General features: G+C 74.0%; 18 protein-coding genes. 11 read left to right on the top strand and 7 right to left on the bottom strand.

The window, feature by feature from the left end:
- Positions 1-91 precede the first annotated feature (91 nt).
- Positions 92-535, bottom strand: a complete 444-nt coding sequence (locus tag ACIP64_RS41140) for a hypothetical protein (protein ID WP_401597918.1) — start codon at positions 533-535, stop codon at positions 92-94.
- Between the two features lie 323 nt (positions 536-858).
- Between ACIP64_RS41140 and ACIP64_RS41135 the strand changes: the two genes are divergently transcribed.
- The 4 genes from ACIP64_RS41135 to ACIP64_RS41120 all read left to right on the top strand — a co-directional run bounded on the left by ACIP64_RS41135 (position 859) and on the right by ACIP64_RS41120 (position 4,982).
- A complete protein-coding gene (locus ACIP64_RS41135; protein ID WP_401597915.1) occupies positions 859-3,432 on the top strand; it encodes a nitrate- and nitrite sensing domain-containing protein in 2,574 nt (857 codons plus the stop codon).
- Positions 3,429-3,845: a roadblock/LC7 domain-containing protein gene (locus tag ACIP64_RS41130; protein ID WP_360911660.1), complete on the top strand. Its 417-nt coding sequence runs from the start codon at positions 3,429-3,431 to the stop codon at positions 3,843-3,845. The genes ACIP64_RS41135 and ACIP64_RS41130 overlap by 4 nt, the downstream gene beginning before the upstream one ends.
- A gap of 10 nt (positions 3,846-3,855) precedes the next feature.
- Positions 3,856-4,248: a DUF742 domain-containing protein gene (locus tag ACIP64_RS41125; protein WP_401597913.1), complete on the top strand. Its 393-nt coding sequence runs from the start codon at positions 3,856-3,858 to the stop codon at positions 4,246-4,248.
- A gap of 128 nt (positions 4,249-4,376) precedes the next feature.
- Positions 4,377-4,982 carry a GTP-binding protein gene (locus tag ACIP64_RS41120; protein WP_401597911.1) on the top strand — a complete coding sequence of 202 codons (606 nt, stop codon included), beginning with the start codon at positions 4,377-4,379 and terminating at the stop codon, positions 4,980-4,982.
- 14 nt (positions 4,983-4,996) lie between these two features.
- Here the strand turns inward: ACIP64_RS41120 and glpK are convergent, their stop codons facing one another.
- A complete protein-coding gene (gene glpK, locus ACIP64_RS41115) occupies positions 4,997-6,592 on the bottom strand; it encodes a glycerol kinase GlpK (protein WP_401597909.1) in 1,596 nt (531 codons plus the stop codon).
- A gap of 7 nt (positions 6,593-6,599) precedes the next feature.
- Positions 6,600-7,331 (bottom strand): MIP/aquaporin family protein, encoded by a 732-nt coding sequence (locus tag ACIP64_RS41110; RefSeq protein ID WP_401597907.1) that lies wholly within the window; start codon positions 7,329-7,331, stop codon positions 6,600-6,602.
- Between the two features lie 354 nt (positions 7,332-7,685).
- On the opposite strand from ACIP64_RS41110, the gene ACIP64_RS41105 reads away from it, so the two are divergent.
- From ACIP64_RS41105 to ACIP64_RS41090, 4 genes are read left to right on the top strand one after another with little or no spacing between them, the layout of a single operon-like run.
- Entirely contained in the window at positions 7,686-8,570 is an 885-nt protein-coding gene (locus tag ACIP64_RS41105; RefSeq protein WP_401597905.1) for an NUDIX hydrolase, read from the top strand.
- Complete coding sequence (locus ACIP64_RS41100; RefSeq protein WP_401597903.1) at positions 8,567-9,568, top strand: molecular chaperone DnaJ; 1,002 nt, start codon at positions 8,567-8,569, stop codon at positions 9,566-9,568. Before ACIP64_RS41105 ends, ACIP64_RS41100 begins: the two co-directional genes overlap by 4 nt.
- 20 nt (positions 9,569-9,588) lie before the next feature.
- Complete coding sequence (locus ACIP64_RS41095; protein WP_401597900.1) at positions 9,589-10,608, top strand: hypothetical protein; 1,020 nt, start codon at positions 9,589-9,591, stop codon at positions 10,606-10,608.
- A 31-nt stretch (positions 10,609-10,639) separates the two neighbouring features.
- The gene (locus ACIP64_RS41090) at positions 10,640-11,947 is read left to right on the top strand and encodes an adenylosuccinate synthetase (RefSeq protein ID WP_401597898.1); all 1,308 of its coding nucleotides are present in this window, start codon (positions 10,640-10,642) and stop codon (positions 11,945-11,947) included.
- On the opposite strand, the gene ACIP64_RS41085 is transcribed toward ACIP64_RS41090, so the two are convergent.
- Entirely contained in the window at positions 11,878-13,275 is a 1,398-nt protein-coding gene (locus ACIP64_RS41085; RefSeq protein WP_401597896.1) for a VWA domain-containing protein, read from the bottom strand. The genes ACIP64_RS41090 and ACIP64_RS41085 overlap by 70 nt on opposite strands.
- Positions 13,276-13,364: 89 nt before the next feature.
- Between ACIP64_RS41085 and ACIP64_RS41080 the strand changes: the two genes are divergently transcribed.
- Entirely contained in the window at positions 13,365-13,874 is a 510-nt protein-coding gene (locus ACIP64_RS41080) for an NUDIX domain-containing protein (RefSeq protein WP_401597893.1), read from the top strand.
- Here the strand turns inward: ACIP64_RS41080 and ACIP64_RS41075 are convergent.
- Positions 13,868-16,222 (bottom strand): glycoside hydrolase family 31 protein, encoded by a 2,355-nt coding sequence (locus ACIP64_RS41075; RefSeq protein WP_401597890.1) that lies wholly within the window; start codon positions 16,220-16,222, stop codon positions 13,868-13,870. The genes ACIP64_RS41080 and ACIP64_RS41075 overlap by 7 nt on opposite strands.
- A gap of 219 nt (positions 16,223-16,441) precedes the next feature.
- Between ACIP64_RS41075 and ACIP64_RS41070 the strand changes: the two genes are divergently transcribed.
- On the top strand, positions 16,442-18,457 hold the full coding sequence (locus ACIP64_RS41070; RefSeq protein WP_401597888.1) for an acetoacetate--CoA ligase: 2,016 nt from the start codon (positions 16,442-16,444) through the stop codon (positions 18,455-18,457).
- 146 nt (positions 18,458-18,603) lie between these two features.
- Positions 18,604-19,542 carry a hypothetical protein gene (locus ACIP64_RS41065; protein WP_401597886.1) on the top strand — a complete coding sequence of 313 codons (939 nt, stop codon included), beginning with the start codon at positions 18,604-18,606 and terminating at the stop codon, positions 19,540-19,542.
- Between the two features lie 78 nt (positions 19,543-19,620).
- Here the strand turns inward: ACIP64_RS41065 and ptsP are convergent, their stop codons facing one another.
- Positions 19,621-21,291: a phosphoenolpyruvate--protein phosphotransferase gene (gene ptsP, locus ACIP64_RS41060; protein WP_401597883.1), complete on the bottom strand. Its 1,671-nt coding sequence runs from the start codon at positions 21,289-21,291 to the stop codon at positions 19,621-19,623.
- An 80-nt stretch (positions 21,292-21,371) separates the two neighbouring features.
- Positions 21,372-21,821: a PTS glucose transporter subunit IIA gene (locus ACIP64_RS41055; protein WP_401597880.1), complete on the bottom strand. Its 450-nt coding sequence runs from the start codon at positions 21,819-21,821 to the stop codon at positions 21,372-21,374.
- Positions 21,822-22,164 lie beyond the last annotated feature (343 nt).

Below are 22,164 nucleotides of genomic sequence, written 5' to 3'. Positions count from 1 at the left end.
GATGCACCGCACCTGGGGGTACCCCCAGCGGTAGCTGGGGGAGCCGCGGGACCCGCCCTCCGGGCGGCCGGCGCTACTTTCGAAACACGCCCTAGGAGGCCACCCGCGCCCGGTGCCCGGGCAGCGTCCGGGCACCGCCCGTGCCGTGTGTCCCGCGGCGTGCCCGGCGCCGCTCCCGCCGCCGTTCGCGGCGCAGCGCGCGGGCGGCGCTGCTGGGGCTGGAGATCACGCCGTTGCGCTGGTTCCACACCTGGCGCGTGATCCACACGTCCAGCACCGCCCACGTCGCCACCACGGTGCTGCCTATGGCGGCGAGCGTCGCGGGCGCCGCGATCCACGAGTGGCCGGCCGCCCCCAGCGTCGCGACCACCGCCGCGATGAGCGTGAAGGACACGACGAGCACCGCCCGCACGGCCGAGACACGGACCGGATCGGGCATGCGCGGCCGCCCGACCGGCTCCTCGACCCACAGTGAGCGCCGCTTCCGGCGTTCCGGAATGTCCCGATCCAATGCGTCCTCGACAAGGTCGTCCACGAAATCTGCTCCCTCGCGGGATCCGGGTGGTGCGGTGCCGGACCCCCGATGTCCGACTCCAGAGTGGCTGCCCGGTATCCGCCGATGAATGCCCCCCGCATTCCGGAGCGCCCCTCCCGCCCCGATCACGAACGACAGGTGCCCGTGGTTCCCGATGCGCTGCATTTCGGCCAGGGACGGCCGCCGTTCATCCGTACGAATCGGGTCGTCCCGGGACAAGAGTGGAAGGCGGGCTTTCGGACGGGGCAGGTTGCAGTAGTAGGCTCGCGCCGTTTATTGCCGGAACAGGACGCCCCGTGACCGGGTCCGACGTTGGGGAGGCCATGCGCTTTCGCGGTACGACGATCCGGCGGAAGATCGTGGCACTGCTGCTCATTCCGCTGGTGTCCCTCACGGCCATCTGGGCTTTCGCGGCCACGTTGACGGGCCGTCAGGTGTGGGGCCTGTTCGGTGTGGAGCGCACGGTCAACGAACTCCGCTACCCGGTCGAGGACACCGTTCAGGCGCTCCAGCAGGAACGCCGGGCCTCCCTGGTGTACTTGGCCGATCCTCGCCGGTCCGACACCCGCGGCGTCCTGCTGCGCCGCGAGCGCGAGACGGACGGCCTGATCGCGCGACTGCGCTCCAACGCGGGCTCCCCCGCCAACCGGGCCCCGCTCACCGAGGACGCGCGCCGCCGTCTCGATCTCGTCGTCAGCGGCTTCGGAGCCGTCGACGCGCTGCGCGACAAGGTCGTCAAGGGCACCGTGGGCCGCAATGAGGCCTTCGCCGCCTACAGCGCGCTGTTCCGCCCCTGCTACGACTTCCTCGACACGCTCAACCCGCTCAACAACGCGGCGATCGACAAGCAGAGCCGCGCGCTGATCCAGCTCGCCCGGGCCCGCGAGGCGGTCAGCCAGGAGGACGCGCTCATGGCCGCCGCCGTCACGGCCGGCCGCATGAGCCCTCAGGAGATGCGCTCGTTCACCTTCGCCGTGGCCGAGCAGCGCGCCTACTTCGCCGACAACCTCGGCCTGCTGACCGAGGCGGAGCGCGCCGTCTACCGGGACTACTGGGACGGCCCGGCCGCCCGCGCCCTGCGCACGGCCGAGGACGCCGTGATCGCCGCCGCGGCCGGCGGCGCCCCCAGGGCCGCCGACCGCGCCTCCTGGCAGTCCACGGCCACCGCCGCCCTCGGCGACCTGGACCGCACCGGCACCGAGGCCGGCGACCTCTACAAGAAGAGCGCCGAACCGATCGCCATGCGGCTGCTGGCGAGCGCCGCGATCGCCGGCGGTCTCGGCCTCGTCGCGGTGATCGCCTCCGTCGTCGTCTCCTTCCGCATCGGCCGCGGCCTCATCCGCGACCTGTCGAGGCTGCGCAAGGAGGCCCAGGAGGTCTCCGGCGTCCGGCTGCCCCGTGTCATGCGCCGCCTCGCCGCCGGCGAGGAGGTCGACGTCGAGACCGAGGCGCCCCGCCTGGACTACTCCGACGACGAGGTCGGCCAGGTGGGCAAGGCCGTCAACACCCTCCAGCGGGCCGCCGTCGAGGCCGCCGTGCGCCAGTCCGAGATGCGCCGCGGCGTCTCCGAGGTCTTCGTCAACCTCGCCCGCCGCAGCCAGGTCCTGCTGCACCGCCAACTGACGCTGCTGGACGCCATGGAGCGCCGCACCGAGGACGGCCTGGAACTCGCGGACCTGTTCCGCCTGGACCACATGACCACCCGCATGCGCCGGCACGCCGAGGGCCTGGTCATCCTCTCCGGCGCGGTGCCGTCACGGCAGTGGCGCAAGCCGGTCCAGCTGATGGACGTGGTCCGCGCGGCCGTCGCCGAGATCGAGGACTACGAGCGCGTCGAGGTGCGCCGGCTGCCCCGGCTCGCGGTCACCGGCACCGCCGTCGCCGACCTGACCCACCTGATCGCCGAACTCATCGAGAACGCCGCGGTGTTCTCGCCCCCGCACACCCACGTCCAGGTGCACGGCGAGGCCGTCGCCAACGGCTTCACCCTGGAGATCGACGACCGCGGCCTCGGGCTCACCCCCGACGCCATGCTGGAGGCCAACCTCCGGCTCGCCGAGACCCCCGAGTTCGAGCTCTCCGACACCGACCGGCTCGGCCTCTTCGTGGTCAGCCGGCTCGCCCGGCGCCAAGGCGTGCGCGTCTCGCTGCGCCAGTCCCCGTACGGCGGCACCACGGCGGTCGTCCTGGTCCCCACGGAGCTGCTGACCGACGGCGGTGACGCCGCCGGCGCGGGCGGCCGCGCCGAGGACGCCGTCTTCGGCGAGCCGGTCGACCTCGGCGGCCCCGACGGGGGCGACGACGCCATGTCCACCGCCACCGAGCACGGCTTCCGCACCTGGGGCCTGAACCCGGAGCCGGACGAGGAGCCGCGCGAGCACCGCAGGCACGACCCGGGCCCCGGGGCCGCGCCGCTGACCGTGGTTCCGGCGGCCGCGCCGGAACCGGCGGAGCCGGGCGCCCTGCCGCGCCGCCGCCGCACCCCGGTGCTGGTCGCCGAGAACGGCCGGCCGGTCGCCGCGGGCACCGAGGAGCGTCCCGCGCCCGACCCCGATGTGCCTGATGCGCCCGACTCGCCCCGCGCACCGGAGGCGGCCGCCACCGGCGGGCTCCCGCGCCGGGTGCGGCAGGCCAGCCTCGCCCCGCAACTGCGCACCGACACGAGCACGGAGACGCCCGTTCCCGCCGCCCGCCCGACCGGGGACGGCGGCGGCCGTGAGCGGACCCCCGAGGAGGTGCGCGACCGTATGGCCTCCCTCCAGCGCGGCTGGGAACGCGGCCGGGCGGACCACCTCGACGAACCAGACGCCCCCCGTCCCGCCCGCCCGGGGGCTGCCCCGGCGGAGCCGGGGGGAGACAGCGCAACCAGAACCACCACTGAGGGGAACGGTCCATGACCGCACCATCGAGCCCGACCCGCGAGCTGAGCTGGCTCCTCGACGAGCTGGTCGGCCGCGTCGCCAGCATCCGCAAGGCCCTCGTGCTGTCCGGCGACGGCCTGGCCACGGGCGCGTCCGAAGGACTGTCGCGCGAGGACGCGGAGCACCTCGCCGCCGTCGCCTCCGGCTTCCACAGCCTCGCCAAGGGCGTCGGACGCCACTTCGAGGCCGGCCAGGTCCGGCAGACCCTCGTGGAGCTCGACGAGGCATTCCTGTTCGTCACGGCGGCCGGCGACGGCAGCTGCCTGGCGGTCCTGGCCGACGCCGACTCCGACGTCGGCCAGATCGCGTACGAGATGGCGCTGCTGGTGAAGCGGGTGGGCGTGCACCTGGCCACCGCGCCGCGCGACGAAGACGCCCGGGCGGTGTGACGGGCGCGCGATGACTTCCGAAGCGGACCGCTGGTACGACGACGACGCCGGGCCCGTGGTGCGGCCCTACGCGATGACGCGCGGGCGTACCAGCCATGCCGCCGAGAGCCGGCTCGACCTGATCGCCCTGGTGATCTCCGAGTCCCGTTCCGGCGACGCCGAGGAGGACGCCGACCGCACCCTGTCGCCCGAGCACGTCGACATCGTGGAACGGTGCCGGGAGCAGCCGACGTCGGTCGCGGAACTCGCGGCCGACCTCGATCTGCCGGTCGGTGTCGTCCGCGTGCTCGTCGGTGACGTACTGGAGGCCGGGCTGGTCCACGTGACCCGCCCGGTGCCGCCCGCCGAACTGCCCGACGAGGGGCTGCTGCGCGAGGTCATCGACGGCCTGCGCGCCCTGTGACGACGGCGCCGTCCGGGAAGAACCCACCGGGCCGCAACGGCACGGGGGCCGCGGCGAGTTGGGCGGTCGGATCGTAGTAGGGTTCCCCCTGCCGTGAGCCGACCGTCCGACAATTCCAGGAGTGATCGATGGTCTTCGGGCGCTCTGACCGCCGTCCTTCCGTCGTCGAGCCGGTCACCCTCAAGATCCTGGTGGCGGGCGGCTTCGGCGTCGGCAAGACCACGCTCGTCGGCGCGGTCAGCGAGATCCGGCCGCTGCGCACCGAGGAGGCGCTGAGCGAGGCGGGCCGCCCGGTGGACGACATCGCAGGCGTCGAGTCCAAGCGCACCACCACCGTGGCGATGGACTTCGGCCGCATCACCCTCCGCGAGGACCTGGTCCTCTACCTCTTCGGCACCCCCGGCCAGGACCGCTTCTGGTTCCTGTGGGACGAGCTGGCGCAGGGCGCCCTGGGCGCGGTCGTCCTGGCCGACACCCGGCGGCTGGAGGACTGCTTCTCCGCGATCGACTACTTCGAGCGGCGCGGCATACCCTTCGCCGTCGCCGTGAACTGCTTCGAGGGTGCCGAGAAGCACGAGCCCGAGGCCGTCCGCGACGCGCTCGACCTCGACCCCGAGGTGCCGCTGCTGATGTGCGACGCGCGGGACCGCGCCTCGGCGAAGAGGGTGCTGATCACCGTCGTCGAGCACGCGGCCCGGCTGGCGGGGGTCCGGCGGGCGGCCGCCGCCAACTGAGCCGCGCGGCCCGCTCAGACGGCCGGCACCGGCACGTCGTCCTCGCGGTCGTCGAGATCGTCGTCCTCGCCGGCGCCGGCGGCGCCGGTCGGTTCGTCCTCCCAGCCGAAGCTGCGCTCGACCGCCTTCTTCCAGCTGCGGTACCCCTCCTCACGGGTCTGCGCGTCCATCCGCGGCTCCCACTGCGCGTCCTGCTGCCAGTGCGCCTTGAGCGTGTCCAGGCCGTCCCACACACCCGTGGCGAGCCCCGCCGCGTAGGCGGCGCCGAGCGCCGTGGTCTCCGGGATCCGGGGCCGCACCACCGGGACGCCCAGGACGTCCGCCTGGTGCTGCATCAGCAGGCCGTTGGCGGTCATGCCGCCGTCCACCTTGAGCCCGGTCAGCCGCACCCCGGAGTCCTGGTACATCGCGTCCACGACCTCGCGGGTCTGCCAGCTCGTCGCCTCCAGCACGGCCCGCGCCAGGTGCGCCTTGGTGACGTACCGGGTGAGGCCGGTGATCACCCCGCGCGCGTCGGAGCGCCAGTAGGGCGCGTACAGGCCGGAGAAGGCCGGGACGATGTAGGCGCCGCCGTTGTCCGCGACGCTCGCGGCCAGCGGTTCGATCTCGTCGGCGGACCTGATGATGCCGAGGCTGTCGCGGAACCACTGGACGAGGGCGCCCGTGATGGCGATCGAGCCCTCCAGGCAGTACACCGGCGGCTCGCCGCCCAGCCGGTAGCCCATCGTGGTGATCAGCCCGCTCTTGGACGGCACCGGGCGGTCGCCGGTGTTGAGCAGCAGGAAGCTGCCCGTGCCGTAGGTGTTCTTCGCGTCGCCCGCCGCGTAGCAGGCCTGGCCGAAGACGGCCGCCTGCTGGTCGCCGAGCGCGGCGGCGACCGGGACCCCGGCGAGGGCGCCGACCGCGGTGCCGTAGACCTCCGAGGAGGAGCGGATCTCCGGGAGGACCGCCTCGGGGACGTTCATCGCGGCGAGGATCGCCGGGTCCCACTGGAGCGTCTCCAGGTTCATCAGCATCGTCCGGCTGGCGTTGGTGACGTCCGTGACGTGCACGCCGCCCTCGGTGCCGCCGGTGAGGTTCCAGATCAGCCAGGAGTCGACGGTGCCGAAGGCGATCTCGCCGTTCTCCGCGCGGCGCCGCAGTCCGGGTACGTTGTCCAGCAGCCAGGCGGCCTTGGGCCCGGAGAAGTAGCTCGCGAGCGGCAGCCCGGTGGACTCGCGGAAGCGGTCCTGCCCGTCGGTGCCGCCGAGCCGGGCGCAGAGCGCGGCCGTCCGGGTGTCCTGCCAGACGATCGCGTTGTGCACCGGGCGGCCGGTGGCGCGGTCCCACAGCACGGTCGTCTCGCGCTGGTTGGTGATGCCGAGGGCGCTGAGCTGGTCGGGGCGCAGCCGTGCCTTGGCGAGCGCGCCCGCCACCACCGCCTGGACCTTGGACCAGATCTCCGTCGCGTCGTGCTCCACCCAGCCGGGCTTGGGGAAGATCTGGCGGTGCTCGCGCTGGTCGAGCGCGACGACCGACCCGTGGGAGTCGAAGACGATGCACCGGCTGGAGGTCGTGCCCTGGTCGATGGCTGCCACGTATCGCGTGGCCTGGTCGGACGTTTCGGTCATGACCGCCTCACTTGAACGCTGCGTTGTAGATGAGACCTGACAGGGCGCCGCCGAGCAGCGGGCCGGCCACCGGGATCCACGCGTACGTCCAGTCCGAGGTGCCCTTGAACGGGATGGGCAGCACGGCGTGGACGATGCGCGGCCCGAGGTCGCGCGCGGGGTTGATGGCGTAGCCGGTGGGCCCGCCGAGCGACAGGCCGATGCCGGTGACGAGGAGGGCCACGATGAGGGTGCCGGTGCCGGTCTCGCCGAGGCCCTTGCTGAGGCCGAAGGCCAGGATCGGCAGGACGAGGCCCATGGTGGCGATGGTCTCGGTGGCGAGGTTCTGCCACCAGACGCGGATCTCGGGGATGGTCGAGAACACCGCCAGGGTGGGCTGCCGGGCCTCCTCCTCCGCGTTGGCCCGGAACTGGCCGAAGTAGACGAGCCAGCACAGGACGGCGCCGAGCATCGCGCCGATGATCTGCCCGGCCAGGTAGTACGGGACCTGGGTCCACTTGCCCGAGCTGATGGCGACCCCGAAGGTCACGGCGGGGTTGAGCTGGCCGCCGGACAGCGGTCCGGCGGTGTAGGCGCCGGCGAGGACAGCGAGCCCCCAGCCGAAGGAGATGACGATCCAGCCCGACGCCCGCGCCTTCGAGTGGTGGAGCAGCACGCCCGCGACCACACCGGCGCCGAAGAGGACCAGGATCGCCGTTCCGATGATCTCGCCGACGAAGACGTCTCCGTTGGAATACATGGCGGCTCCTTCTGCGGGCGCACGTGTCGGGTGTGCGCCGGCCAGAGAATCGCACGGAGACACGGGTGCAGAGGGTCCCGCCTCCCGCCCGGCTTCCGCGCCACCCGGAAGTGTTGTCCTGGGGTGATGAACCGTCAAGCTATCGGACAGATCACCTGATTACGACCACCGACGAGCCGTGGCATCGCCGTCGAGGACGGGCCCGGCGCACCGTCGCCTGTGACGCCCCCTCATGGGGAGCGCGCCGCACGGTTCGTGACGAAAACAGGCTGGACCCCGTCCGGGTCGGCTGCTAGGTTCTTCTCGAAGCGAGAAATACTCGAAGTGAGAACAACTGGCCGGAGGTGGCGGGGGATGGCGGACCGGCAGGGCGAGGACGACTTCCTCGCCGCCTATGACCCACGCGCCTTCGACCCCATCGCCGTGACCGTCGACGTCGTCGCACTGACCCTGCGTCAAGGGGTCCTCCAGGTACTGCTGGTACGGCGCGGGGCGCCGCCCTTCGAGGGCGCCTGGGCGCTGCCGGGCGGCTTCGTGCGGGCCGGCCGTGAATCCCTGGACCAGGCGGCGGCCCGGGAACTCGCCGAGGAGACCGGGCTGGACGAGGAGCGCGGCCTCGGCCGCGTCCACCTCGAGCAGCTCGGCTCCTACGGCGCACCCGACCGCGATCCGCGCATGCACGTCGTCTCGGTCGCCTATCTCGCCTTCGCCCCGGACCTCCCCGAGGCCCGCGCCGGCAGCGACGCCGCCGCGGCCGAGTGGGTCCCGGTGGCGTCCGTCGCCCCGGAGGGGAACCCTGACGCGGCTCCGCCGCGTCCCATGGAGCAGGACCGGCCGGCCGGGATCCACGGGGGTGGTTCCGGCCGCCGGTCCGCCGAAGCGCCGCCGTCCGACACCGGCACGCCGCTCGCCTTCGACCACGGCACGATCCTCGCCGACGGCCTCGAACGCGCCCGTTCCAAGATCGAGTACAGCCCGCTGGCCACGGCTTTCCTGGGCGAGGAGTTCACCGTCACCGAACTCCGCTCCGTCTACGAGGCCGTGTGGGGACGGACCCTGCACGCGGGGAACTTTCACCGCAAGATCCTCTCCGTCCCCGGGTTCGTGGAGTCCACCGGCGCCACCGCCGCGCGCGGCGGGGCCAAAGGTGGCCCCCGCGCCCGGCTCTACCGCGCGGGCGACGCCCGCCTGCTGCATCCCGCACTGCTCCGCCCCGACCGGGAGGAGAGCGTCCGATGACCACCACCGCCCGCCGGCCGCGCACCTTCGACGAGGCGCTGGCCGCCCTGGGGCGCCCGTTCCCCTTCGACGGCGCCGAGGCCGCCCGCCACTACCGCCGCCTGGCCCGGCTGCTCCACCCCGACACGGCACCGGCCGGCCGTGCGGCCGAGGCGGAGACGGCCTTCGTCCGGCTCACCGCCCAGTGGCGGCGGCACACGGGCGACGGCCCCGTGCTCACCACCGCCCGCGGCACGTACCCGCTCGGCCGTGTGCTCGCCACCGGCGACCTGGCGGTGCTGCGCGCCGGCGGTCCGGACACCGTGCTGAAGATCCCGCGCCGCCCCGCCGACAACGACCTGATGGAGCGTGAGGCGGACGCCCTCACCCGGCTGCACACCGTCGCCGACGCGCGGCACCGCGCCTACGCCCCCCGTCTCGTCGAGTCGTTCCGCCACCGCGGCCCCGACGGCACCGAGCGCCGCGTCAAGGCCCTCCGGCGGCTGCGCGGCTTCCACACTCTCGCCGAGGTCCGCGCCCTCCACCCGGGCGGCCTGGACCCGCGCGACGCCGCCTGGATGTGGCGCCGGCTGCTGGTCGCCCTCGGCTGGGCGCACCGCGCGGGGATCGTCCACGGCGCCGTCCTGCCCGAGCACGTCCTGATCCATCCCGCGCGGCACGGCCTCGTCCTGATCGACTGGTGCTACGCCACCGAGCGCGGTGCGACCGTCCCCGCGCTCGTCGAGCGGCATCGCGCGCTCTACCCGCCCGAGGTCACCGGCCGGCGTCCCGCCACCGAGGCCACCGACATCCACCTCGCCTCGCAGTGCGTCGCGCAACTCATGGGGGACCGGGCGCCCACGCCGCTGCGCGCCTTCCTCCGCGGTTGCACGCTCCCCGCCGAGGCCCGCCGTCCGCACGACGCGTGGCGGCTGCTCGCCGAGCTCGACGAGGCCCTGGAACGCCTCTACGGCCCGCGCACCTTCCGCCCGTTCACCATGCCGGGCACCCGCACCTGACCCACCAAGGGGGAAACACCATGGGCAGCGGAAGCTGGTCCACCAATGTCTACGACGCCGCCGCGCGCTACCGCGCCGCCTCCGGCACCGGCGCCTTCGCGTACAGCGACCGCGTCACCTCGTCCGCACCGCGCGGTTCCTGGGCCGCGCACCCCTCGCTCGACCCGAAGGGCATCGGCGTCCGCGAGAGCCGCGACTCCGACGAGCACCCCACCTCGCTCGCCATCGCCGTCCTGTTCGACGTCACCGGCTCCATGCGGACCGTCCCGCAGGTGCTGCAGACCAAGCTCCCCGAGTTGTTCGGGCTGCTGCTGCGCAAGGGCTACACCGAGCACCCGCAGATCCTCTTCGGCGCGATCGGCGACGCCACGTGCGACCGGGTCCCGCTCCAGCTCGGCCAGTTCGAGTCCGACAACCGCATGGACGACGACCTCGGCAACATCCTGCTGGAGGGCGGGGGCGGCGGCCAGATGACCGAGTCGTACGAACTCGCCCTCTACGCCATGGCCCGGCACACCGCCCTCGACTGCCACGAGAAGCGCGGCCGGCGCGGCTACCTCTTCCTCGTCGGCGACGAGCTGCCCTACGGCAAGGTCAAGGCCGACGAGGTGTACGAGGTGCTCGGCGACGACCTCCCCGAGGACATCCCCGTCACGCGGATCGTCGCCGAGCTCCGGCAGAAGTTCGACGTCTACTACATCCTGCCGGCGGGCTCCTCGTACGTCGGCAACGCAGAGGTCCTCGGCACCTGGCGCAAGCTGCTCGGCCAGAACGTCATCGAGCTGGACGACCTGGACGCCGTCTGCGAGACCATCGCCCTCACCGTCGGTCTCGGCGAGCAGGCCATCGACCTCGCCGAAGGGCTGGACGACCTCGACGACGTCGGCTCCGCGGCCACCGCCTCCGTCGGCATGGCCCTGGCCGCCCTGGACCGCGACCGCTCGGCCGTGGCGGTCACGGACACCTCGCTTCTCGAGGACACCGACGGCACCGACGACACCGACGGCGCGGGTGACTCCCGCGGTACGACACGCCTGTAACCGCACCACCCCACCGGAGGGACCGGGAACCGTGCACACCATCGTCGTCGACCTCGGCTACGGCGACGCCGGCAAGGGCACCGTCGTGGACCGGCTCTGCGCCACCGGGCCGGTCCACGCCGTGGTCCGCTTCAACGGCGGCGCCCAGGCGGCCCACAACGTCGTCACCGCCGACGGACGCCACCACACCTTCGCCCAGTTCGGCTCCGGCACCCTGCACGGGGTGCCGACGCACCTGTCCCGCTTCATGATGGTCGACCCGCTCGCGCTCGCCGCCGAGGCCGACCACCTCACCGCGCTCGGCGTCCCGGCGCCGTACGCCCTGCTGACCGTCGACCGCGACGCCCGCCTCACCACGCCCTACCACGCCGCCGCCAACCGCCTGCGCGAGCGGGCGCGCGGGGCGGCGCGGCACGGCTCGTGCGGCATGGGCATCGGGGAGACCGCGGCCTACGCCCTCGCGCATCCTGAGGACGCACCCACCGCGGGCGACTGCGTCTCCCGCCCCCGGCTGCTGCGCAAGCTCCGCCTCCTGCACGACCGCCTGGCCGACGAGCTCGGGCGCGCCCTGCCCGCACCGCCGCCGGAGCACTGCGCCGACGCCTTCACCGCCTTCGCCCGCGCCGTCACCCTCACCGACGGCACGCACCTGGCCCGCGTGCTGCGCACCGGACTCGTGGTGTTCGAGGGCGCCCAGGGAGTGCTCCTCGACGAGTGGCACGGCTTCCACCCGTACACCACCTGGTCGACGACCACCTTCGCCAACGCCGAGGCGCTGCTCGCCGAGTCGGGCCGGACGGCACGGCGCCTCGGGGTCGTCCGCGCGTACACCACGCGGCACGGCCCCGGGCCGCACATGACCGAGGGCCCCGGGCTCGCCCCTGTCCTGCCCGAACCCCACAACGGCACGGGCGCCTGGCAGGGAGCCTTCCGCGTCGGCCACTTCGACGCCGTGGCGCACGCCTACGCCGTCGAGGTGTGCGGCGGCGTGGACGCCCTCGCGCTCACCCACCTCGACGCCCCCGCCCGCTGCCCGGAGCTCCGCCTCGTCCGCGGCTACGACACCGGGGAGAGCCGGCTGCACGTCCCGCGCACCGGTGACCTGACCGCTCAGGCCGCCCTCACCGCCCGGCTGGCGACCGCCCGGCCCGCGCGCTGGGACGTCCCCGGTGCGGACGCGGCCGCCTGGTCGGAGGCGGTCGGCGCGGCGCTGGGCGCCCCCGTCGTCCTGGAGTCGTACGGGCCGGCCGCCGCCGACAAGCGGGAGGTTCAGCGCAGGATGCCGGCCTGCCGCGCGGCGGTCAGCCAGGACGGGAACTCGGACAGGATCCGGTCGTAGAGCTCGGCGTCCGGCACGGCCGCGATGTCGTCCACGGCGAAGAACCCCACGTTGTCGACGCGCCGTCCCGGCAAGGTGTCGAAGCTTTCCAGCACACCGAAGTTGGCCCGGCCCAGTCCGACGAACTGCCAGAACAGCGGCTCCTCGACCGCCTCCCGCAGCTGCCGTTCGATCTGCGCGTTGCGGTAGACACCGCCGTCGGAGAAGAACAGCACGAGGGTCGGCACCGGCGCCGGGTTCGCCCGCACGAAGTCCCGGACCTCCGCGATGACCTTCTGCTCCTCGTTCTGGATGCCGACGAACCGCATGTCGACCTGGCCCGGCTGCATGCCCCCGCGCGGTTTCCGCGGCCGGCCGAACAGGCTCAGCTCGCCGACGCGCACGTGCAGCCGCAGCCACTCCGGGAGTTCCGCCAGGCGCAGGTCCGGCAGGCGCGCCGGGAAGGAGGCGAAGGTCCACGCCTGCATCTCGCCGTCGTCGTCCATCTGCGCCGCGACGGCCGCCATGCGCTCCACGACCCCGGCCACGACGCCCCGCGCGTACAGGCCGCTCATCGAGCCGGATGCGTCGAGGACCAGCACCACCCGCGCCACGACGTCCGCCGCGCCGTGCTTGCGCAGGCTGACGGCCACCTGCTCCTTGCGCAGGCTCAGGCGCTTGCGCATGTCGGGCGGCAGGTGCTCCTCGCCCTTGGTGAGCCGTACGGCCGCGACCGGCGCGGGCGGGGGCGGGGGCGGGGGCGCCGTCACCGGGAACGGGGGAGGCGGCGGTACGGCGGGGGCGGCGGTGGCCGCCGGCGCGTCGACGGTGATGCCGAAGTCCGTGGCCAGTCCCGCGAGTCCGGACGCCCAGCCCTGGCCCACCGCGCGGAACTTCCAGACGCCCGAGCGCCGGTACAACTCCCCGCCGACGAAGGCCGTCTCCGACTCCGCCCGCATGTCGAAGCGCGCGATCTCCGCCCCGTTGCGGGCGTCCAGCAGGCGCAGCCGGAGCCCCGGCACCTGTCCGAAGGTCCCGCCGTCCGCGGACGCGCAGAGCACGATCCGCTCGACGGCCGGCTCCACCCGCGCGAAGTCCACGTCGAGGGCGTCCGTCGCCAGCGCGGGGCCCTGCTGCTTCCCGACGTGCCGTACGGCCTCGGAGCCGTGCACGGGCTGGTTGTAGAAGACGAGGTCGCCGTCCGAACGCACCCGCCCCTCGGCGGTGAGCAGCAGCGCCGAGGCGTCGACATCGGGCACGCCGGGGCCCGGCGACCAGTCCAGCACGGCCCGCACGGCCGGTACGGGCACCGGGAGATTGGCGCCCTTTCGCAGGGATTCGGGTGTCACGCAGGCCAGTCTGCCCTGTCACCCGCCGTGTCGGACAGGGATCGGCGGCCGACACCCTGAGGCCGTACCGGACGGGGTACAGTCCGCGGGTGACCAATCGTCAGAAGGACAGCCACTGCTCCTACTGCGGTGCCGCGTTCGGCCCCGGCGCCGGATGGCCGCGGACTTGTCCGGTCTGCGGCAACGTCACCTACCGCAACCCGCTGCCGGTCGCGATCGCGCTGCTGCCCGTGCGGACGGACGGCACGACGGGGCTGGTCGTCGTCCGGCGGACCATCGAGCCGGCGCGCGGCATGCTCGGCCTCCCCGGCGGATTCGTCGACCACGGCGAGACCTGGCAGCAGGCCGTGGTCCGCGAACTCGACGAGGAGACCGGCATCAAGGCCTCCGTCGACGACGTCCGGCTCGCCGACGCCCTCAGCGGCGACACCGGCCATGTGCTGCTCTTCGGGCTGCTGCCCGAACGGGCCGAGGAGGACCTGCCGCCGGACGTCCCCACGGACGAGACCGACTCCCGGCAGATCCTCACCGCGCCCGTCCCGCTCGCCTTCCCGCTGCACACGGAGGCCGTGCGGAACTGGTTCGCCGGCCGCTACTGAGCGGCGGCGCCCCGCACCCGCACGGCCCGGCCCACCTCGTCGTGCCCCTGGCGCGCCACGACCACCGCACCGTCCGCGAGCCGGGAGGAGAAACGCTCCGTACGCGGCTCCGCCCAGCCGTCGCCCGCGTCGGTGACCAGCAGGCCGCCGCCCGTGCGCCCGGCCTGCGGCGCCCACGCCTCCAGGACCACGCAGCCGTCGTCCTCCGCCACCGGGACCACCGCCCCTGCCCGCACCAGCACCGGGATGCGCTCCAGCGGCGCGGGCAGCAGCACCTGCCCGGGGCCCTGGTACGCCTCCCCGGTCGCCGTGTCGTACCAGACGCCGCGCGGCAGCCGCACCGCCCGCTCGGTGGCGCCCTGCTCCATCACGGGGGCCACCAGCAGCGCGTCGCCCAGCAGGAACGCGTCCCCGCACGACCGGAGTTTGCGGTCCTCCGGGTCGCCCCACCACACCGGCCGCACATAGGGGGCGCCCGACTGCCGCGCCCCGTGCGCCAGCGTGTACAGGTACGGCATCAGCCGCTCCCGCTCGCGCAGCGCCGCCCGCGCGCCCTCCAGCACCCGCGGCCCGAACTCCCAGGGCTCACGGCGGCCCGCCGTGATCGCCGAATGCGTGCGGAAGAAAGGGAAGTACGCGGCCATCTGGAACCAGCGCAGATACAGCTCCGGCGACGGGCTGCCGGTGAACCCGCCGACGTCCGGCCCCGAGTACGGCACCCCGCACAGCCCCAGGCCCAGCACCAGCGACAGCGAGGCGCGCAGCCCCGGCCAGCCCGTCGTGACGTCGCCCGACCAGGTGCCGCCGTAGCGCTGCATGCCCGCCCAGCCCGAGCGGGAGAAGAGGAACGGCCTGCTGTCGGGGCGCAGTTCGCGCAGCCCCTCGTAACCGGCCCGCGCCATGCCCAGGCCGTAGACGTTGTGCGCCTCGCGGTGGTCGCCGCCGCGGCCCTCCAGGGCGTGCCGGGCCGATCGGGGGAGCGTCGCGTCCCCGAACGCCGCGAAGGACACCGGCTCGTTCATGTCGTGCCACACCCCGGCGAAGCCCTGCGCCAGGCGCTCCGCGTACAGCCCGCCCCACCACTTGCGCACACGCGGGTCGGTGAAGTCGGGGTACACCGCCTCGCCCGGCCACACCACACCCCGGACGGTCTCGCCGTGGGCGTCGCGCACGAAGGCGTCCGCGGCCGTCCCGCTGTCGTGCACGGGGTTGCCCGGCTCCTCCTTGACCGCCGGGTCGACGATCGACACCAGGCGCACGCCGCCGGCTCCCAACTCGTCCGCCAGCCCGGGCAGATCGGGGAACCGCTCGCGGTCGACGGTGAAGACCCGGTGGCCGTCGTAGTGGTCGATGTCCAGGTGGATCGCCGACAGCGGCAGCCCGCGGTCCCGGTAGCCGGCCACGACGCGGCGCACCTCGGCCGCCGAGCCGAAGCCCCACCGCGAGTGCTGGTGCCCCAGCGCCCAGCGGGGCGGCAGCGCGGGGCGCCCGGTCAGCGCGGTCCACGCGGTCAGGATGCGCGACGGCGTGCCGGGGATCACCCAGTAGCGCAGCGGGCCGCCGTCCACGCGCACTTCGCAGCCCCCGGGGCGGTCGTGCCCCGAGCCCGCGCCCTCCTCGCCGTCGCGCAGGGTCACCCGGCCGTCCCAGGTGTTGTCGTGGAACACCAGGTGGCTGCCCGCGTCCGCCACCACCAACTGCACCGGCATGGTGATGTACAGCGGATCGGTCCCCGGCTCGAAGGCCCCGTCCGGGTCGGTGTTCCACAGCCGGTACGAGCCCTCGCCCAGCCGCGGCCCCGACGCCCGCCCGCCGAGCCCGAACACCGCCGCGTCCGCCGCCGTCTCCGAGCGCTGCACCCAGCGCGCCTCGGTGCCCTCCGGGGAGCCGATCGGGTCCCACCAGCGCGGCGGCAGGTCCTTGCGCAGCAGCAGCCCCCCGGGCGTGCGGAACTCCACGGCGCCGTGCCGCGACACCGTCACGGTGACCCGCTCCGACACCACCCGCCAGCCGTCCTTGTCCGGCTCCATCACCGCCCGGACGTCCGCGTCCGGGCAGCCGGCCGCCAGCGCGTACGACGGCTCCGGCTCCGCCCCGTCCCAGCCGCAGAAGACCGCGCCGCCCGCCGTGACCCGCACCCGCAGGCTCGACCGGGCGAACCGCACCAGCCCGCCGCCCGGCAGCGGGTCCGCGCCCTCGGCCGCCCCCGGCACCCGCGCCCGCTCGGGGCCCCGCCGCGGCAGGTCCCGCGCGTCCGTCCGGTGGCGGCGCCACGCGGCGCGCACCGACCGCAGCCCGTTCGCCGACCCGACCGCGCGCACCTGCCGCACCAGGTCCCCAGCATCCATGAGCCCCACCCTTTCAGCGTTCCCGGCCGCCCCGCCGCCCGCGGGCCCCCGGCACAGCGGGGGCCCGGCACATGGTGACACCCCCGAATGTGTGGGGTGGGCCCTGGCGCCGAAGACGATCACGTGGCATCGTCCTGCCCATCCGCGCGCCGGGACATTCCGCCCGCCGCGGTCCGACCGCACACCACGCAGCGCCGCGTACCGTCCGGGAGCCGCCCCATGAGCACCACATCCGAGCCCGCCACCCCCGCGGAGGCCGTGCGGCCGCTGTGGCAGCCCGGTCCCGACCGCGTCGCGGGCGCCCAGGTGACACGCTTCCAGACCTGGGCCGCCGGGCACCACGGCGCGCCCGGGCCCGACCTCGCCGACCCCGTCGCGGGATACGCCGCGCTGCACGCCTGGTCGGTGCGCGAGCCGGAGGCCTTCTGGCAGGCCGTCGTCGCGTGGTTCGACGTGCGCTTCTCCACCCCGTACGAGTCGGTGCTCGCCGACGCCTCCATGCCGGGCGCGCGGTGGTTCCCCGGTGCCACCCTCAACTACGCCGAGCACGCGCTGCGTCCGGCCGGCGACCCCGCCCGCGCCGGCGAGCCCGCCCTGCTCCACCTCGACGAGCGGCACGACATCGATGCGACGACGTGGGCGGAACTGCGCCGCCAGGTCGCCTCCCTCGCCCATGAACTGCGCGTCCTCGGGGTCCGCCCCGGCGACCGGGTGAGCGGCTACCTCCCCAACGTCCCGCAGGCGGTCGTCGCGCTGCTCGCCACCGCCGCGGTCGGCGGTGTGTGGACCTCCTGCGCCCCCGACTTCGGCGCCCGCAGCGTCCTGGACCGCTTCCGGCAGGTCGAGCCCGTGGTCCTGTTCACCGTCGACGGCTACCGCTACGGCGGCAAGGAGCACGACCGCACCGCCGTCGTGGCCGAACTGCGCGGCGAACTGCCCTCGCTGCGCGCCGTCGTGCACATCCCGCTGCTGGGCACCGCGGCGCCCGAGGGGACGCTGGAGTGGGACGCCCTGGTCTCCGGCGACCGGGAACCGGCGTACGAGCAGGTCCCCTTCGACCACCCGCTGTGGGTGCTGTACTCCTCCGGCACCACCGGCCTGCCCAAGGCGATCGTGCAGTCGCAGGGCGGCATCCTGCTGGAGCATCTGAAGCAGACCGGGCTCCACATGGACCTCGGGCCGCAGGACCGCTTCTTCTGGTACACCTCAACCGGCTGGATGATGTGGAACTTCCTCGTCGGCGGCCTGCTCGCCGGCTCCACGATCGTCCTGTACGACGGCAGCCCCGGCTTCCCGGACACCGGCGCCCAGTGGGGGGTGGCGGAGCGCACCGGCACCACCGTCTTCGGCACCTCCGCCGCGTACGTCATCGCCTGCCGCAAGGCCGGCGTGCACCCCGGCCGCGACCACGACCTCTCGGCCGTCAAGTGCGTGGCCACCACCGGTTCCCCGCTCCCGCCGGACGGCTTCCGCTGGATCCACGACGAGGTCAAGGAGGACCTCTGGATCGCCTCCGTCAGCGGCGGCACGGATGTGTGCAGCTGCTTCGCGGGCGGCGTGCCGACCCTCCCGGTGTACATCGGCGAGCTCCAGGCGCCCTGCCTGGGCACCGACCTCCAGGCCTGGGACCCGTACGGCAAACCCGTCACCGACGAGGTCGGCGAGCTGATCGTCACCAACCCCATGCCGTCCATGCCGATCCACTTCTGGAACGACCCCGACGGCGCCCGCTACCGCGAGAGCTACTTCGAGATGTTCCCCGGCGTCTGGCGGCACGGCGACTGGATCACCCTCACCTCCCGCAGCACGGTGGTCATCCACGGACGCTCGGACTCCACGCTCAACCGCCAGGGCGTCCGCATGGGTTCCGCCGACATCTACGAGGCCGTCGAACGCCTCCCCGAGATCCGCGAGTCCCTCGTCATCGGCGTCGAACAGCCCGACGGCGGCTACTGGATGCCGCTGTTCGTCCAGCTCGCCGAGGGCGCCGAACTCGACGACACCCTGCGCGACAAGGTCAAGCGCACCATCCGCGAGCAGCTCTCCCCCCGGCACGTGCCCGACGAGATCATCCCGGTCCCCGGCATCCCGCACACCCTCACCGGCAAGCGCATCGAGGTGCCCGTCAAGAAACTCCTCCAGGGCACCCCACTCGCCAAGGCCGTCAACCCCGGCTCCGTCGACGACATCCGGCTCCTGGCGTTCTACGAGGAACTGGCCCGCACCCGCGGCTGAACCGGGCCCGGGGCCGCCCGCCGCGGGGCGGCCCCCACCCGCCCCCGACGCGGCCGGGACCGTCACTGTCAGTGCCCCCGGTTACGGTGAGTGAGCATCGACCGCCAGGTCGTCACCGCATCACACCGTCGCACCCAGGGGGAGCCATGACCCACACCAAGAACCGCGCGAAGAACGCCCGCCGCACCGTCAGGACGGGCCGCCGCGCCCTGCGCCGCGAGGCCCCGACCACCGTCGCGCTCCTGACCGGCGCCGCGGACCTCGCCGCCATGCGCGGCTACCGCAGCTTCCGCTTCCACGACCACGCCGAGTACCTGCGCCGCATGGAGGGGCTGCTGCGCACGCTGACCTCCCGCGGCATCCACGTCCGCGTCGGCGTCTTCGACCCGGGGGAGTACGCCCGCTACTGCGCGGACACCGGCGCCGACCCCGACACCTCCCGCACCCGGGCGCGGTACGCGGCGGACGTCACCGCCTCCGGACCCACCGTCCCCTACGCGGGCCAGGCACTGGAACACCTCGTCACGCAGATCGAGTACGAGACGACCCGCCAGGCGACCTGGGAGCTCGCCGGCGACATCCTCGCGCGCGCCGGGGACTGCGCGTGCTGCGGCGACGACCTCGCCCGCACCTCCTTCGACCGCGCCTCCCACGCGCTGACCCGCCTCCTGGAGACCGCGGGCCCCGGCAGCCACCACGTGGTGTGCAGCGTCCCCACCGAGGACACCACCCTCCTCGCGGCGATGCACGCCCGCTGCGACGAGCACGGCATGGTCCACCTCGCCGAGGCCGAGGCGCTGGTCTGCTGCACCGTCCTCGCCGCCGGCCTGGCGACGGACAGCCCCGGCGGACTCGTCGTGCGCAGCACCGCCCTCTCCCCGGGTTCCCCGGGACGGGGCGGCCCCGGGGACGGGCCACCCGACGAGGTCCGCGGCTGGACGCTGCGCGACGGCTGGCTCAGGCCGCTGAGCGAGGCCGAGGTCTTCAACGCCTACTGCACGGACGCCGAGACCGGCGAACCCGTCCCGCCCGAGCCCGGCGTCGTCCACCGCCCGGGCTTCCCCCTCCCGCCCCCGGAGGACTGACCGCACGCGCCCGCGGCCGACGCGCCGAGGGGCGCCCCGCACACCGGCGGGCCGCCCCTTGTGGGAACCGCGTCCACCTCACTCGCCGGACAGCACCGCCTGCGCCGCCCGGCGCGCCTCGTCGGCCGTGTCCGTCGCCCGCGCCGCCGCCGCGGCACGCTCGCACTGCGCCAGCGTGTACTTCGCCAGCGTCGCCCGGACGTAGGGCAGCGATGCCGCGCCCATCGACAGGCTGGTCACGCCCAGACCCGTCAGCACACACGCCAGCAGCGGATCGGAGGCCGCCTCGCCGCACACACCACAGCTCTTGCCCTCCGCGCGAGCGGCCTCGGCCGACGCCGCCACCAGGTCCAGCAGCGCAGGCTGCCACGGGTCCTGGAGGCGCGAGACCGACCCGACCTGGCGGTCCGCCGCGAAGGTGTACTGCGCCAGGTCGTTGGTCCCCAGCGAAATGAACTCGACCTCCTGAAGGATCGACCTCGCCCGCAGCGCCGCCGACGGGATCTCGACCATCGCGCCGAACTTCGCCCGCAGACCGGCCTCCCGGCACGCGTCCGCGAACGCCTTGGCGTCGATGCGGTCCGCCACCATCGGCGCCATGACCTCCAGGTACACCGGAAGCCCCTCGGCGGCCGTGGCCAGCGCGCGCAACTGCGTCCGCAGCACGTCCGGGTGGGCCAGCAGCGTCCGCAGGCCCCGCACGCCCAGCGCCGGATTCGGCTCGTCCGCCGGCGTCAGGAACTCCAGCGGCTTGTCCGCGCCCGCGTCCAGCACCCGCACCACGACCCGGCCCTCGGGAAAGGCCTCCAGCACCTGCCGGTACGCCTCGACCTGCTTCTCCTCGGAAGGAGCCTTCTTCGAATCGTCCAGGAACAGGAATTCCGTACGGAACAGACCGACACCCTCGGCACCCGCCGCGACCGCCGCGGGGACATCGGCCGGCCCTCCGACGTTCGCGAGCAACGGCACCATGTGCCCGTCGGAGGTCGCGCCCGGCCCCGACGACGCCGCGAGCGCGGCCCTGCGCTCCGCCGCCGCCTTCGCCAGTTCCGCCCGCCGCTCCTTGCCCGGGTCGACGAAGATGTCGCCGGTGCTGCCGTCCACGGCGATGACCGTGCCCTCGGTCAGCTCCGTCGCGCCCGGCAGCGCCACCACGGCGGGCACCCCGAGGGCCCGCGCCAGAATGGCGCTGTGACTGGTGGGGCCGCCCTCCTCGGTCACGAACCCCAGCACCAGCGAGGGGTCCAGCAGCGCCGTGTCCGCGGGCGCCAGGTCCCGCGCGATCAGCACGTACGGCTCGTCGCTGTCCGGCACACCCGGCATGGGCACGCCGAGCAGGCGCGCCACGATGCGGTTCCGCACGTCGTCCAGGTCCGCGACCCGGCCCGCCAGGTACTCGCCCGCGTTCGCCAGCAGCGCCCGGTACGAGGCGAAGGCGTCGTACACCGCGCGCTCCGCCGAACTCCCCACCGCGATGCGCCGCTCCACGTCGGCCATCAGTTCGGGGTCCTGCGCCATCAGCGCCTGGGCCTCCAGTACCGCCTGCGCCTCGCCGCCGGCCAGATTGCCGCGTGCGATCAGGTCGTTGGCGACCGCCTCGACGGCCTGCCGTGCCCGTGCCTGCTCCCGCGGCGCCTCCTCGGCCGGAATCTGCTTGGCCGGGGGCTCCAGCACCGCGGTGCCCATGTGCCGTACCTCGCCGATCGCCACACCGTGGCTGACACCGACGCCTTGCAGCGTTGTCTCCATCTCACCCGTCTCCGGTTGTCGCGGACGTTCGCGACCGCGTTCCTTGTTCAACTGCGTCGGGAGTGGCCTTGCCGAAAAGGCTACGTCCAGGAGAAGAGGGTGGCCCCGACGACCACGTCGGCGTCCTCCACGACCCCGGACAGTGACTCCGGCGTCGCCTCGAGCGCCACCACCGGGCACACCGGGGACTTGCCTGCCGCCTCGACCGCCGCCGGGTTCCAGCGCACCATCTCCTGGCCGCGCGCCACGGTGTCGCCCTTGGAGACGAGCACCTCGAAGCCCACGCCGCCCAGCTGCACCGTGTCGATGCCGAGGTGCGTCAGCACGCCGTGGCCCTCCGCGTCCACCACGACGAACGCGTGCGGGTGCAGGGAGACCACCACCCCGTCGACGGGGGACACCGCCGTCGACGGCTCGCGCACGGGGTCGAGCGCGGTGCCGGGACCGACCATCGCGCCGGAGAACACGGGGTCGGGCACGGCGGCCAGTCCGATGACTCGCCCGCTCAGGGGCGCCGAAACAGTCGTCATAGTGAAGCCTCCTGCAAGTGGTCCAGACCACTTAGTCTGCCACCCCCTCCCTACCGCCCACACCTCTGGGCAGCGGATTTGCTCCGACCGGGCGGGTCCACTAGGTTGGGACAACCCCCGGGACGAGTCGCTGCGGAAACGTGTGTCCTCGTAATCCGGTGGTAAATCCGACGGAAAGCATCTGCTAAAGTCGGTGAAGCGGGAAAGCCGAAAGGCCGGAACGCGAAAGCAGGAAAGCGAGAATCCCCGCCGGCGGGAATCGGGCCCGAAAGAGTCTGATAAGCTGGTGACAACGAAGGGAAAGCCCGGAGGGGCCGGTGAAACGGCCTCGAAGGAAGCTTCC

It is taken from the genome of Streptomyces sp. NPDC088733 (genome assembly GCF_044751185.1).
Lineage (GTDB): Bacteria > Actinomycetota > Actinomycetes > Streptomycetales > Streptomycetaceae > Actinacidiphila.
The sequence above is the reverse complement of the archived record's forward strand: the minus strand, read 5'-3'. Positions and strand labels throughout refer to the sequence as shown.

Coding starts and splice junctions, on each gene's coding strand:
- ACIP64_RS41135 (WP_401597915.1), top strand. CDS start 859: ATGCGCTTTCGCGGTACGACGATCCGGCGGAAGATCGTGGCACTGCTG.
- ACIP64_RS41130 (WP_360911660.1), top strand. CDS start 3,429: ATGACCGCACCATCGAGCCCGACCCGCGAGCTGAGCTGGCTCCTCGAC.
- ACIP64_RS41125 (WP_401597913.1), top strand. CDS start 3,856: ATGACTTCCGAAGCGGACCGCTGGTACGACGACGACGCCGGGCCCGTG.
- ACIP64_RS41120 (WP_401597911.1), top strand. CDS start 4,377: ATGGTCTTCGGGCGCTCTGACCGCCGTCCTTCCGTCGTCGAGCCGGTC.
- glpK (WP_401597909.1), bottom strand. CDS start 6,592: ATGACCGAAACGTCCGACCAGGCCACGCGATACGTGGCAGCCATCGAC.
- ACIP64_RS41110 (WP_401597907.1), bottom strand. CDS start 7,331: ATGTATTCCAACGGAGACGTCTTCGTCGGCGAGATCATCGGAACGGCG.
- ACIP64_RS41105 (WP_401597905.1), top strand. CDS start 7,686: ATGGCGGACCGGCAGGGCGAGGACGACTTCCTCGCCGCCTATGACCCA.
- ACIP64_RS41100 (WP_401597903.1), top strand. CDS start 8,567: ATGACCACCACCGCCCGCCGGCCGCGCACCTTCGACGAGGCGCTGGCC.
- ACIP64_RS41095 (WP_401597900.1), top strand. CDS start 9,589: ATGGGCAGCGGAAGCTGGTCCACCAATGTCTACGACGCCGCCGCGCGC.
- ACIP64_RS41075 (WP_401597890.1), bottom strand. CDS start 16,222: ATGGATGCTGGGGACCTGGTGCGGCAGGTGCGCGCGGTCGGGTCGGCG.
- ACIP64_RS41070 (WP_401597888.1), top strand. CDS start 16,442: ATGAGCACCACATCCGAGCCCGCCACCCCCGCGGAGGCCGTGCGGCCG.
- ACIP64_RS41065 (WP_401597886.1), top strand. CDS start 18,604: ATGACCCACACCAAGAACCGCGCGAAGAACGCCCGCCGCACCGTCAGG.
- ptsP (WP_401597883.1), bottom strand. CDS start 21,291: ATGGAGACAACGCTGCAAGGCGTCGGTGTCAGCCACGGTGTGGCGATC.
- ACIP64_RS41055 (WP_401597880.1), bottom strand. CDS start 21,821: ATGACGACTGTTTCGGCGCCCCTGAGCGGGCGAGTCATCGGACTGGCC.